Origin of the sequence: Erwinia magellanica (assembly GCF_039023495.1) — a bacterium.
Lineage (GTDB): Bacteria > Pseudomonadota > Gammaproteobacteria > Enterobacterales > Enterobacteriaceae > Erwinia.
In genome coordinates this window covers 728,820-740,823 of the sequence record NZ_JBCHVC010000001.1, presented here as the reverse complement: position 1 = coordinate 740,823, position 12,004 = coordinate 728,820, and the positions used below count along the sequence as shown (strand labels likewise).

Below are 12,004 nucleotides of genomic sequence, written 5' to 3'. Positions count from 1 at the left end.
AATTTCTACGCTTGCGAGTGACTTCATTCACGCTTTTCGTCATCATCAAAGGTATTGGACCCTAAGTGGCGTAAAAAATCCCTTTTTCACTGCATAAAAATTGCCCACTTAGCCTTTAAAAGCGACATTGCCGTACGCCAGTAAACGTAATGCCGTTGATTTGCGATAACTCTTTAACCGCATTAAGGATAAAAGTGAATATTATGTCCATTACTCCCCGCACTTTTCATCTGATCGCTCCTTCTGGCTATTGTCATAATCAGCAGGCTGCGCAGCTGGCTGTTGAACGACTGCGTGCGCAGGGTCATCAGGTTTTAAACAGTGAGGTGATTGCCCGTCGTGACCAGCGTTTTGCCGGAAATGAGACAGATCGCTTACAGGATCTCAACGGCCTGCCTGCGCTGAAAACATGCCCGGATATCGTACTGGCCGTGCGGGGTGGTTATGGCGCCACCAGGCTGCTTCCTCAGTTGGCGCGCGCCTCCCTGGCTGGCTGGCTGCGGGATAATCCGGTAGCGCTTTGTGGTCACAGTGACTTCACGGTTATCCAGCTTGCGCTGCTTGACCATGGCGCTGTCTCTTTCAGCGGACCGATGCTGACGGGTAACTTTGGCGCTAAGGTTTTATCTGAATTCACGGTGGAGCACTTCTGGCGCGCTCTGACTTCGCCTGAATTAATTCTTAGCTGGCAAACAGAGCCGCAAGAGGTCAACGTCACCGGAAAAATCTGGGGCGGCAATCTGGCGATGATCGCCTCCCTGGCCGGAACGCCCTGGCTGCCTGAGATCGAAGAGGGCATCCTGGTGATTGAAGATGTTAACGAGCACCCTTTCCGCGTGGAGAGAATGCTGTTGCAGCTGGCACAAAGTGGCATTCTGGCACGTCAGAAAGCGATAGTGCTGGGGAGTTTTACCGGGGCAACCCTGACAGATTATGACAATGGCTATGACTTCGACAGCGTCTGGACGCTGATTCGTCAGGTGACAGGCATACCGCTGGTCACCGGTCTTGAATTTGGCCATCACTGGAATACCGTAACGCTACCTTTAGGTGCGCAGGGTCATTTGCAGGTCAAAGGTAGAGACAGTACGCTGACGATATCAGGGCATCCGACGCTTCGCTAACTCCTGGAGCGCCTATGAAGCAGCTGTATGAGGATCTCTGGGTTTCCACACCGGAGTTTTCGGCGAGTAAAAATGAACCGGAACTGATGATGCACGGTTTTTTGCTGCAACATATGCGTGGCAATTTACTGATTTCCCGCGTGGAAAATCTGAGCGACCATCAGGCAATTGAGGATTTAGGCGGCATGATCCGCCATTATCTTACCCACTGGCATGAGGCAGGACCGGGCGCGCGCATTTTGCAGTCACGTTTTAACTCAGCGCTCTACTGCCATACCCGCGCGCTGGGGCCGGTGAGTCCTTTTGCAGAGCCTGACGACACCTTTAATCAGGCTGAGCTACACTGCGGCAGCTTTCATGTTGTTCCCACGCCCGGACACACCCCTGGCAGCACCAGCTACCTTTACGCCTCCCCGTATGGCAAAACCTATCTCTTTGTAGGTGATACCATCACCCTCTCTCAGGATCGCTGGATAACGGTATTGGTTCCTGAAAGCAACGAGGCCGATTTAAAGAAGTCGATAGAGTTTTACCGGGCGCTAAGACCGGATGTGGTGCTGATGGGCACTACCGCAGGTCATCTTGCCTGGCAGGAAGTGGATATGCGCCAGTGGCTGGCGCTGCTGGATGAGGCAGAAAATTCGCCGCTGGATCTGCGCCAGCGGCTGAGCGAGTAACGCCTACAACGTTTTGGTCAGGTAAATTCTTTGATGCACGCGCGGGTAGTTATCAAGCATAAGCTGAACGGTGAAACCCATCTTTTCGTAAAAGGGTCTGGCCTGAAAACTTGCTGTGTCTACCTGTGCGTAGAGACACCCACGCTGGCGGGCCTCTTCCTCTGCTGCCCGAATTAACCTGGTGCCTGCCCCCTGCCCGCGCAGGGCTTCACTGACCCACAGCATATCAATCCGCAGCCAGTTTCCAATGGTTGAGCCCGTCAGCCCGCCCAGTTTTTTTCCGTCGGGGCCAGTGATAAATACCCCGATATCTTTCATCTCATCAATATTAATATGACCGGCATTAAAGGCGATCATCGCTGCACGGATCTCGGCTAAATCTTCCGGCGTAGGGCGAGGCGTAACGGTTAGTTCCATGCTCTTTTCCTTAAGTATATGAGTGAGACGAGATCAGGACGCCAGATGACCAGAAGCGTCGGTACGTTGCAGTTCCACAGCATTGTTATCCCTTTCGCTGCTGCGCGTACAGGAAACCAGCTTGTTTGCGCCATCGTAGGAGAAGAAAATATTCTCATCAGACTGGTTTACCACCATCTGATCGCCATTACGGAACAGCACAATCGACACCTTATCGCCATTTTCGGTTTCAGAGCGCTGCTTGCCGGCCGCAATCTGGAAATGATCGCCAGGCCACATCAGCGTGGTCAAACCATATTGCGCTTTGGTGACGGTCATGGTCGGACGACCGGGACAGCTGATTTGAAATTTAGTATTGAGCCTGGGCGAATCACTGGTTGCCCCAACGGTAAAGGAGGCACAGGCAATAAGACATCCAGCGGCGATAGTGCGGAACATGGGCAGGGTTCTCCGGACAGTACTCTCTGATTTAATTCAGTAATTAGCAGAAAGCGTATCACAGGAAGCTGCCCATGTTTGACTTAAGTGTGAAGAATTGCCTGCCGGGATCTACTTATTCAGCGAACTCATCTCTTTAATTTGATCCTGGTTCACAGCCTGCTGCTGCCCCTGCTCATCGGTATAAACCACCATGCCGGTGGCGCTGTCTACTTTGGGTTTGCCCTGAACCACCACGGTAGAGCCATCTTTCATGTGCAATATGTGGTCGCTGCTGCAACCCGCAAGCAACAAACCTCCAGCCAGAATCCCTGCGATATAAGATAATTTTTTCATGATTTGCTCCACTTTTTTGTTCGGGAAGAAGCAGTGTAACCCAGGCGATTTTTGGAATTTGATGATAGTTGCGGAGAAGTGACTTCATTTCACCCATTTAGCGGGCTGCGTGGCTTTTAAATGACCACTATCTGCGAAATTTTCATTGAAGATTGCGGACAATAACTGTATTTTTATACAGCATTTATAACCAGGAAGAAGCCATGTTTGTTGAACTGATTTACGATAAGCGCAACGTCGCCGGACTGCCCAATGCTCAGGAGCTGATTTTGACCGAGCTGACCAAACGTATTCAGCGCGTTTTTCCTGAAGCAGAAGTGAAGGTTAAACCCATGCAGGCCAATGGCGTAAAGACCGATGCCAGTAAAAGTGATAAGTCGGTAATGTTGAGAATTATTGAAGAAATGTTCGATGAAGCGGACCAGTGGCTGATCTCTGAAGAATTTTGAACCACAACAGGACTATTCGTTGAAATATTTTAATGTTATGCGCACCCGGACCGATTTTCGCGTTGCATTCCCGTCACAACATGCCAGGCTTAACGTATTAAGTTTCCCTGGTGTTGGCCCGTTATGATTCGCTCTGCGGGCATTTTTTTCGTTATATCTTAACTGTGCTGATGATTTACCACCGCTTCAGCTTCTGATCCCCAGTTTTTCCTGCCTCGCTTTCCTGCCTTATTATCTGGGAATTGCTAAAGTTTCGCCGCTCAATGCCGAAAATCTGTACAGCATAAATCTCATGAGAACGTCAGGCATGGCAATACTGTTTATCCCTTCCCTGGCTGCCTTGCTGGAAAAGGCAGAAGCGCAAAAAGGCTACCCGTTAACGCAGCATGAAGTTGAAACCCTTCGTGATGGCGCCACCTGCATTTCAGTGCCGGACGAACTTTTACGCACCATGGACCCACTGCGTGGCTACCAGGATATCGACCCCACAAAATGTTGGGAAGCCTGGAGAGATCATCGCTTAGCCGGTAATACGCGGCTGGCCTGACAGGCGAAAACAGGCGGACTATTTAGAGCGGTGTGCAATTTCTGCATAGAGCAGCTCGTACACCTTCGCCGCATGGGCAGAGCTGTCACGCAGCATCTGGATGGCATCCTCCAGAGTATGTGGCTCCATCTGGCCCACGATACGCCAGCCGAGCGCGATATTCTTTGCTTCTTCAAGCCGGTTAAGATCGTCTTCTAAAGTGGCAGCTTCTGACACAGAATTCTCCTGATTTGTGTTTTGGCCCTATTTTACGGACCAACGCTCCGCCATCTCAAGTCTTGATTTTTGGCAGGATCGCTTTTTGGCCTGTTTTTCTGCTTTTTTGCCCAAAAAGGCCTTTTATCTGACCACATCGGGAAAATCCGCTGAAAAAAACAGATTAGTCCTGGAGATACAGCTTCACTATTTCATCGTTTCAGGCCCACTACCAGCCCTTTCTCCCCTTAAAAAGTAAATAAATTTACACTTAAAAAAAAACCGCCCTGGGGAGGCGGTTTTAGGTTATCTGCGATTTTTCAGCCATAGTAAGGAATTTTGCGATCCACACCGTTAACGTTAAGGGTGATATACCCTACCGGCGCACTGGTAGCGGGCGTTGTCGCCTCGGCTGTTGCTATGGTGACCACGCCATTTTCATTTGCTCCTATCCCTGCCAGCCCGTTGTGAATACTGAGGCGTGCGCTTGGCGTAGCCGTTCCCAGCGTTGTCAAATCCATGACCTCACTCAGATCCGGCGTAAACAAGGAACACTCCCCCGATTCGAATCGCGTTGGCCCAGTTGAACGGAGATTAAACATCGTGTCACCGCTGCCCGCTTTTAGTTTTACCCACACCTCAACGATGTTCTGGTAACTTCGCTGATACTTAACGTCCAGCACTGCGGTCAGCCCCCGATGAAACATATCTGCCCACACTGAGCTGACGCAGCGCTGCAAATTGAGCCAGGTCACGCCGGATGAGACAGTCTGTAAGGGATTAGTCGCTATACCGGAGGGATTGGCCGTTGAAAGTTTGCTGATAAACTCCAGCGTCCATTGCTGGTTAATCTTTGGAAAGACAAATTTGCCAATACGGTACCAGTTGTCCTTATCTGAGATATTCGTCAGTTTATAGCCGGTGTACCACCCCGCTTTCATTGAACCGGTCATGGTGGTGCCGAAATTCTCATCCCGACGCCAGCCACTCTCATAACCTGATAACCAGCGTTCAGAAGTGTTATCAAGATTGACCTTTGAGCCAGCCTGAAGGTTGAGCTGGCGCATCTGTACGCGGCTGTTATTCAGCAACAGCGGGTTATCGCAATCCTCCACGCTCAGCGCATCGATAATCCACTGCCCGTTACTCAGATCCCCCGGAAAGCGGGTATGTTCAATCCAGACGTTGCGGATCATACCCTGGGTCATTCGCGGCATCACCAGCGTGGCATCACCATAGCCATACTGGAAATTGGCGTTGGAAAGCTCAACGGCGGTTGAGTGGTCCCAGACACCATTGGGTGAGTTAGACCAGCCGATATCAAATACGCGGGCGTAGGTATTTTGGGTGTAGATTTGATCAAAGCGGGTATCCAGCGTATCCAGAAGTTTGATCACCGTACCGCCGTTGTTCTGCGCGCGGAAGCAGCGGATGTTAACGAACTGCCCTTCTATCGTGGTGTTTTCAAAAAAGGGCTGCACGTTTGAGAGCATAGCCTGAGTGATAGCGCCAGTATTGGCAACGGTATCCGCATTGGCCTGCCCGTTCCAGCTGATACCGCGAATAATGGTACGGCGGGCATTGACTTTAAATACTGTGTTAAAGGATTTATCGGAGACGATCACCGTGCGCGGCGTCACACCATAGGGTGCGTCGTCCCCATAAAGTGCGAAGCAGGGAATTTCGCTGATCGACAGATCCACCGGCGAGATGAAAAATTTCCCGGCCGGAAAGCGAACACCAATATCTTTCGCATTCACGTCATAAGATTGCGACCAGCTGAACATCCTTTTAAACGCATCCGTATCATCAGTGATGCCATCCCCTTTAGCGCCAAAATGGTAGAGGTTCACCTGTTCAGTATCATTAATGATGCGCTTCCAGTAGAAGCCGTTCCCTTTTGCTAAAGAGCCACCATCATCACTGAGTGAGGTAGTGCCCAGGAAACCGACAAAATCGCCGCCACCATGAAAACTCGAATCTTTATCGTAATAGCGTTTCAGAGCCGCGATATCACCAGCTTTTACTGGCGCAGTGGTTCTTAAATCAGCAAAGCAGTTTACTTCGATCATAAAGACCTCCGGGGGAGAGTGATGTGACTAAATGCCCGTTACGGGCGGGATGAACGGAAGGGAGTTGCAGAACAGAAGCTGAAACAACAGAAGGTGTGACGGTGGACTACTGACAACGGAGGCGGCTTACTGGCTTCCTGCGCTGTCGAGCTTATCTCTTTCATTGACCAGGGGACGCTGGCGCACAAACTGAGCCATTACCGCCATAGCGACCAGAAATGCACTGATAATGCCGAGGTAGTCAGGCGGAATAACGCTTTTTAGGTCTGGCGGCAGCACTTGCCACGCGCGCATTGCGGAATCAGGAAAGGAGTGTACCCAGGCGCCCGTTACCGACCCCACTGAAGCCAGCCACACCGACCAGGTTTTAAACAGTAATCTTGCGTGATGAACAAATTCAACCGAGCTGTAGCGCCTGATCAGTAATAACAACAGCAGGGCAACAAGGACCAGAGAAAGATAGAAGGTAAATTTCATATCAGCCCCCGGTAGCTCTCACAGGCCCCGCTGCGCATCACTGCGGCTTGCCGTCTGGCTCTGGCGGGCGTTTGTCTGGCCCACAAGCTGTTCAGCATACTGTCGGCCGCAGAGGAAAAATCGCCTTTTGCAATTGAGTTCAGCGTCTCTTTAAAACCAGCCAGCCCCTTCACACCCGGTTGATATGCCATGCTGTAAAGCATATCTGCGCGCGGGGCATTGCACTGACAGAGCGCAGCGGCTACAGGCACCCGCTTTTTCAGGTCGAAAATTTTTCCTTCAATCAGCGTTTGCATCCAGAGATCCCCCACCTGTTGAGGATCTTTAAAGATATAACTGGCAAGTGAGGCCCCTTCAGGCCCAATCTTTATCCCGCCTGCCAGGGTGGGATAACCCAGGGTGTCAATAAAGGGCACATCGCGATAACCTTCTTCATACTTCAGGATTGAAACTATCTGGCTCATAATGACTCCTCCTCTTTCTACGCAAAAGGTAATCAGTCAGCCGCAAGGCGCTGAAACGCCGCGGTTCCGGGGTTTGGAAAGCGCAAGAGAATGCTGTAAAAGTGAAGATTTACAGGCACCTGTATCGGTGCAGCCAGATTTTAAAAAGAGCGAAATAACACCCGTTGTTGCTCAGTGGCATTATTTAATGCGTATTACGCATATTAGCGCAGCTCTGAATATGCGCAAGGTAATTTGTGTATAACGCAGAAAAAAGGTGTGAGTCCGATGAAACCCGGCGAGAAAATTCGACAGCTTCGTAAAGCAAAAAAGATGACCCTGAACGAGCTTGCTGTTCAGGTAGAGAGTGACGTGGGGAACTTGTCCCGGCTTGAGCGGGGAAGACAGGGGTATAGCGACACATTACTCCAAAAAATAGCGGATGCACTCAAGGTGCCCATTTCTGCGCTATTCTCATCAGGGGAGCTTACGAACACTGGAGATACATACAGTGTTCAGTCGTTAACTGAAATGGGGAGAGATGATGTGTATCGTGTTGATGTCCTTGACGTATCTGCCAGCGCTGGCGAAGGGTCACCGGCAAAAGAAGTGGTTCAGGTTATCCGATCGATTGAATATGTCCGTAAGGAGGCGGGCGTTATCTTTGGCAATAAACCTGAGGCCATTGTTAAGTTGATAAACGTGCGTGGGGACAGCATGGAAGGCACCATTGAGCCAGGCGACCTGATATTTGTTGATGTCAGCGTGCCCTACTTCGACGGAGATGGCATTTATGTTTTTGACTTCAATGGAGATACGTTTGTAAAACGACTGCAAAAAGTGAAAACAGAGCTGTATGTTATCTCTGATAACCCGCGCTACAAAGAGTGGACCATTTCAGCTGATGAAATGCCAATGCTGCACGTGGCAGGACGCGTGATGTTAAGTCAGTCGCAGCAGTTCAGGCGTCACGGTTGAAAGATCAACCCGCTTTGTGCGGGTTGATTGTGTCAGTAAATTTTGCGTTTGACGCATATTAAAAATTTATCTAACGTTTAGGCATATCAAACGTCAGAGGATGCCGTCTATGAACTCACGTCAACGCAGAGCTTTACGCTATCGGGAAACCTGTAAAAAATTCGATCGGCAACTCACCCAGGCCCTGACCGGCAGCAATCGCAGGGTAAATAAAGCGCTGGTGATGCCATCGCCTGTAAAAGAATAAGGTTTCCCTCTACTTTTGTGGTCGCAGAACAGCCAGTACCTCGGCCACATTTCCTTTAGCCCGGTAAATTGCTGCGCAAAAAATCATGTTTACCAGCAGGGCCGACCAGGAGGTGTGGTCGTAGTGGTCGAAAAAATAGCGAAAGGGAATGGAGCCATAAGCCAGCACAAACAGGTATGCCAGCCACGAGGCCCAGCCCTCATGATGTGCACCCGCTTTACGAAAAAACATCAGCCGAAGTGCAATGGCAGTACAGATGATAACGTTCGCGATCACCATAGGATCATTTGTGACCATGGAAGCCTCCTTTCAGGCGAGCAAGCCAGGTGACCGGATCCTGCTCGGTGAAAAATGTTAAGGTTTTGATTGCCAGCGCTGAAAGCAGGACGGCTCCCAGCCCATCGAGTGGTCTGTCCGTGTAACCTGATAACTGTTCGAGTTTCGCACCAGCTAAACCTGAACCAAATACGCCCACTATCCACGAAACCATAAAATAGGCGGCCCGCACTATGATCCTTAAATCTGCGGCGCTGGTGACATAGTACACAGCACCGGCAAAGGCGCCGAACAGCACGCTGTAATTGATGCCAGCCATCAATGTCTCTGCTGAAGATGCCGCGCCTGCGCTTACGGCGAGTAAATGCTCAAACATAATGCCCCCTTTTGCTACAGCTTCTTCTCAAGAAATTTGAACAATAAAAAACCCCGGCCGAAGCCAGGGTTCTGCATATTTATCTGTAGTCGTTGCTGCTAATGATGTTATTACCTTAGATCGTTTAATGCGTACGCGTGAGTGTTTTAATGATCTATTTTTGGTGCTGTATGGTAGACCTTTCTGCCTGCGGGAAATTTTAATGAGACTGTGCCGGACGACAACCTTCCGGCAATGAACTAGCCTTTAACTGCCCGTTAAGCCACATCTAATGTCATTCCCAATCAATCAGTTAATTGTATGAGGAACCGAATAATGTCATCAGGTAGCTATCTGCAACTCAAAGATGGGACAACTCTTTATTATAAAGACTGGGGTGCGGGCCAGCCGGTGGTATTCAGCCACGGCTGGCCTTTGTCTGGCGATGCTTTTGAAGATCAAATGTTTTTTCTGGCTTCTCACGGATACAGAGTGATTGCTCATGACCGTCGTGGGCATGGCCGCTCTTCCCAGCCCTGGGACGGGCATAATATGGATCAGTATGCTGACGATTTGGCGGAGCTTACCGCTGCGCTGGATTTGCAGGATGCCTTTCACGTTGGCCACTCTACAGGTGGCGGTGAAGTCGCACGATATATCGCTCGCCATGGTACTGATCGGGTAGCCAAAGCCGCCCTGATTGGCGCTGTACCCCCAATAATGATTAAAACGGATTTCAACCCGGATGGACTGCCTAAAACGGTGTTTGATGGTATTCGTGAAAGCGTGCTGAAAGATCGTTCCTCATTCTTTAAAGACCTGCCTACGGCGTTTTATGGTTTTAACCGGGATGGCGCTCAGGCTTCACAAGGATTAAAGGATAGCTTCTGGCTTCAGGGGATGCAGGGATCAATCAAAGCGCTGTATGACTGCGTGAAAACCTTCTCTGAAACGGATCAGCGAGAAGACCTGAAAAAGATGACCATTCCCACGCTGGTTATTTATGGTGATGACGATCAGATCGTGCCACCGGCTTCCTCAAGTGAGGCGGCAATTAAACTGCTGGCCAACCCAACCGTGAAAGTTTATCACGGGGCTTCGCACGGGCTATGCAGTACCCATAAAGATCGCATCAATCAGGATTTACTCAGTTTTCTTCAGGGTTAATTGAGTAAACTGAATAGAGCTGAGTTGAGTTGAGAAAAAGGAGCCTTCCGCTCCCTTTTCTCTTATTCAGTGATAACGACGTTACTGATTTTGCGCCATTCTGCGCTTTTCAATCAGTGATTAAAGGCTTTCCAGTGAGACACCCAGCGAAGGCGTTTGCACTAATTCAGGCATCCCCACCAATGCCTGAGCATTCACGGGCTTACGTATACCCGCAGAGAAATTCTGAGATGTCGGGGTAGAACCCTGGTTACTTTTCTGAACCATTTTTTCTCTCCTGGGCCATCCTGATGTAAGTAATAATTAAAAAAAACCACGAAGCACCAATCAGGAAATTCCATATCCTCAAAAGACTTTCCGATGAGAAACGCCTTTTCATCATGTATTTTTTCTGTTTTCTTTTATGCATCACTGTAGAGTTGAGCCATGCTATATAACGAATCATCCCGTGTATTCAGAAAAAATACCCGGTCAATTCCTTCAACGGGCAAGGTGGGCTTGTTGATCAGGACCACCGCCCTGAAGACAAATGACCAGCTTGAGCATAACCCGATAAATGTCACAGCACCGCAAACCAGCGCTGCCACGCCAGGATAAGGATGATTTTTTATAGCGCTTAAGATTAAGTCAGCGCCAAAGCGGGCGATAAGAATTAACGCAGTGACGATAACACTGATGGAACCGAAGACTTTAAACCCTTTTTCTTCTGACAGCCTTAGCCTCTCCAGATATTGCTCATACTGCTCTTTAGAGTAATCATAAAGTAGCTTTGCCCGCTCTATTGTTTCCTCTACTTCTTCCTGAGAAAAATTTGAATTTTCATTTTCGCCTGATAAGGCATTTTCCCTGAGATTTTAAAAAAATTATCAGCAACATATTATAAGATCAACCACACAATCGCCATCCTGAACGCGCATTGAAAGTTAGCGGAGTGATTTAACTTTAAAAGCAAACGCAGGAATTAAAGATAAAATATAAGTTGGGTTGATATTATTAAATTAACAGGTTTACTCATCATTATATTCACGACAAAAGACCGCCCGCAGGCGGTGATAATAATTACTGACTTTGTTGTTTTTTTAGCATGTTATGCAGTGCCAGCAAAATCACGCCGACACCTATAAAAATCAGGAATACATATCCAAGTAAATGAAACAGCCATATCCCGGCCATCCCACCAGCCAGAAAAGAGAGTAAGGTAAAAGAGTGTAGCCTGAGTCTCTCCAGGTAAAGCGGAGCATCCTTTGGAGATTCCTTACGTCTTAACACATCGAAGAGCATGGCCAGCTCTATACCGATATCCGTAGATGTTCCAGAGACATGGGTTGTTCTTACACGCGCGTTAGAGATGCGGGTCACTACTGCATTCTGTAAACCCATTAAAAAGCTCAGGCACAGGATAAGCAATACGCCTGGCGAAAGTGGCTTCAGCCAACTCTCAACAATACCCAGCACCACAAGCCCCATCCCCTCAATAATAATATTGATGGCGTATACCGTACGCATATTTCTCCTGCGACCTGAATTGATAATCATTGTCGAGAATGCGGAACCGGCAATAAAAAGGCTCACAATCGACAGAAAAAAAAGGGCTGGTGCAAGGTTAGCCTTGGCAAGATGATCGGACAGTGAAGAGACGTTACCCGTCATATTGGCAGAGAAAAAACCTACAGCTTCAAAGGCTGCTGTGTTTAAGGCTCCCGCAACGGCAGCAAGAGTGCAAGCGAGCCGCGTGTCTGCAATGTTACTACGTGAATTCTCAGTGCTGATTAACATGGAATTTGCTGTGTTCAACTGGGGTAAGCC

18 protein-coding genes are annotated in these 12,004 nt (G+C 49.1%); 7 read left to right on the top strand and 11 right to left on the bottom strand.

Annotation, left to right across the window (positions count from 1 at the left end; genetic code table 11):
- The first annotated feature begins 203 nt into the window (after positions 1-203).
- Together ldcA and AAH450_RS03440 are read left to right on the top strand one after the other, a co-directional pair.
- On the top strand, positions 204-1,124 hold the full coding sequence (ldcA, locus tag AAH450_RS03445) for a muramoyltetrapeptide carboxypeptidase (RefSeq protein WP_342909562.1): 921 nt from the start codon (positions 204-206) through the stop codon (positions 1,122-1,124).
- Positions 1,125-1,138: 14 nt separating this feature from the next.
- Positions 1,139-1,801 carry an MBL fold metallo-hydrolase gene (locus AAH450_RS03440; protein WP_342908919.1) on the top strand — a complete coding sequence of 221 codons (663 nt, stop codon included), beginning with the start codon at positions 1,139-1,141 and terminating at the stop codon, positions 1,799-1,801.
- 3 nt (positions 1,802-1,804) lie between these two features.
- On the opposite strand, the gene AAH450_RS03435 is transcribed toward AAH450_RS03440, so the two are convergent.
- The 3 genes from AAH450_RS03435 to AAH450_RS03425 form a co-directional block, all read right to left on the bottom strand.
- The gene (locus AAH450_RS03435; RefSeq protein WP_342908918.1) at positions 1,805-2,218 is read right to left on the bottom strand and encodes a GNAT family N-acetyltransferase; all 414 of its coding nucleotides are present in this window, start codon (positions 2,216-2,218) and stop codon (positions 1,805-1,807) included.
- 33 nt (positions 2,219-2,251) lie between these two features.
- Positions 2,252-2,656 (bottom strand): hypothetical protein, encoded by a 405-nt coding sequence (locus AAH450_RS03430; protein ID WP_342908917.1) that lies wholly within the window; start codon positions 2,654-2,656, stop codon positions 2,252-2,254.
- 111 nt (positions 2,657-2,767) lie between these two features.
- Positions 2,768-2,992 (bottom strand): YgdI/YgdR family lipoprotein, encoded by a 225-nt coding sequence (locus AAH450_RS03425; RefSeq protein ID WP_342908916.1) that lies wholly within the window; start codon positions 2,990-2,992, stop codon positions 2,768-2,770.
- 203 nt (positions 2,993-3,195) lie between these two features.
- Between AAH450_RS03425 and AAH450_RS03420 the strand changes: the two genes are divergently transcribed.
- Together AAH450_RS03420 and AAH450_RS03415 are read left to right on the top strand one after the other, a co-directional pair.
- The gene (locus AAH450_RS03420) at positions 3,196-3,441 is read left to right on the top strand and encodes a DinI-like family protein (RefSeq protein ID WP_306212272.1); all 246 of its coding nucleotides are present in this window, start codon (positions 3,196-3,198) and stop codon (positions 3,439-3,441) included.
- A 307-nt stretch (positions 3,442-3,748) separates the two neighbouring features.
- Positions 3,749-3,988 (top strand): hypothetical protein, encoded by a 240-nt coding sequence (locus tag AAH450_RS03415; RefSeq protein WP_342908915.1) that lies wholly within the window; start codon positions 3,749-3,751, stop codon positions 3,986-3,988.
- A gap of 18 nt (positions 3,989-4,006) precedes the next feature.
- Here the strand turns inward: AAH450_RS03415 and AAH450_RS03410 are convergent, their stop codons facing one another.
- The 4 genes from AAH450_RS03410 to AAH450_RS03395 all read right to left on the bottom strand — a co-directional run bounded on the left by AAH450_RS03410 (position 4,007) and on the right by AAH450_RS03395 (position 7,196).
- Positions 4,007-4,204: a hypothetical protein gene (locus AAH450_RS03410; protein ID WP_342908914.1), complete on the bottom strand. Its 198-nt coding sequence runs from the start codon at positions 4,202-4,204 to the stop codon at positions 4,007-4,009.
- A 299-nt stretch (positions 4,205-4,503) separates the two neighbouring features.
- Positions 4,504-6,255: a glycosyl hydrolase family 28-related protein gene (locus tag AAH450_RS03405; RefSeq protein WP_342908913.1), complete on the bottom strand. Its 1,752-nt coding sequence runs from the start codon at positions 6,253-6,255 to the stop codon at positions 4,504-4,506.
- 126 nt (positions 6,256-6,381) lie between these two features.
- A complete protein-coding gene (locus tag AAH450_RS03400) occupies positions 6,382-6,732 on the bottom strand; it encodes a DUF7940 domain-containing protein (RefSeq protein WP_342908912.1) in 351 nt (116 codons plus the stop codon).
- Positions 6,729-7,196, bottom strand: coding sequence for a lysozyme family protein (locus AAH450_RS03395; RefSeq protein ID WP_342908911.1), 468 nt, complete (start codon positions 7,194-7,196; stop codon positions 6,729-6,731). Before AAH450_RS03395 ends, AAH450_RS03400 begins: the two co-directional genes overlap by 4 nt.
- A 267-nt stretch (positions 7,197-7,463) precedes the next feature.
- Here AAH450_RS03395 and AAH450_RS03390 point away from each other — a divergent pair, with 267 nt between their 5' ends.
- Positions 7,464-8,153 (top strand): XRE family transcriptional regulator, encoded by a 690-nt coding sequence (locus tag AAH450_RS03390; protein WP_342908910.1) that lies wholly within the window; start codon positions 7,464-7,466, stop codon positions 8,151-8,153.
- Between the two features lie 109 nt (positions 8,154-8,262).
- A complete protein-coding gene (locus AAH450_RS03385; protein ID WP_342908909.1) occupies positions 8,263-8,400 on the top strand; it encodes a hypothetical protein in 138 nt (45 codons plus the stop codon).
- A gap of 9 nt (positions 8,401-8,409) precedes the next feature.
- Here AAH450_RS03385 and AAH450_RS03380 read toward each other — a convergent pair whose 3' ends face one another.
- Together AAH450_RS03380 and AAH450_RS03375 are read right to left on the bottom strand one after the other, a co-directional pair.
- Positions 8,410-8,697, bottom strand: a complete 288-nt coding sequence (locus AAH450_RS03380; RefSeq protein WP_342908908.1) for a phage holin family protein — start codon at positions 8,695-8,697, stop codon at positions 8,410-8,412.
- The gene (locus AAH450_RS03375; protein WP_342908907.1) at positions 8,684-9,052 is read right to left on the bottom strand and encodes a putative holin; all 369 of its coding nucleotides are present in this window, start codon (positions 9,050-9,052) and stop codon (positions 8,684-8,686) included. Before AAH450_RS03375 ends, AAH450_RS03380 begins: the two co-directional genes overlap by 14 nt.
- Before the next feature lie 315 nt (positions 9,053-9,367).
- Here AAH450_RS03375 and AAH450_RS03370 point away from each other — a divergent pair, with 315 nt between their 5' ends.
- Positions 9,368-10,198, top strand: a complete 831-nt coding sequence (locus tag AAH450_RS03370) for an alpha/beta fold hydrolase (protein WP_342908906.1) — start codon at positions 9,368-9,370, stop codon at positions 10,196-10,198.
- Between the two features lie 120 nt (positions 10,199-10,318).
- On the opposite strand, the gene AAH450_RS03365 is transcribed toward AAH450_RS03370, so the two are convergent.
- Together AAH450_RS03365 and AAH450_RS03360 are read right to left on the bottom strand one after the other, a co-directional pair.
- Positions 10,319-10,465, bottom strand: a complete 147-nt coding sequence (locus tag AAH450_RS03365; RefSeq protein ID WP_342908905.1) for a hypothetical protein — start codon at positions 10,463-10,465, stop codon at positions 10,319-10,321.
- A gap of 792 nt (positions 10,466-11,257) precedes the next feature.
- Positions 11,258-11,974 carry a YoaK family protein gene (locus tag AAH450_RS03360; RefSeq protein ID WP_342908904.1) on the bottom strand — a complete coding sequence of 239 codons (717 nt, stop codon included), beginning with the start codon at positions 11,972-11,974 and terminating at the stop codon, positions 11,258-11,260.
- Positions 11,975-12,004 lie beyond the last annotated feature (30 nt).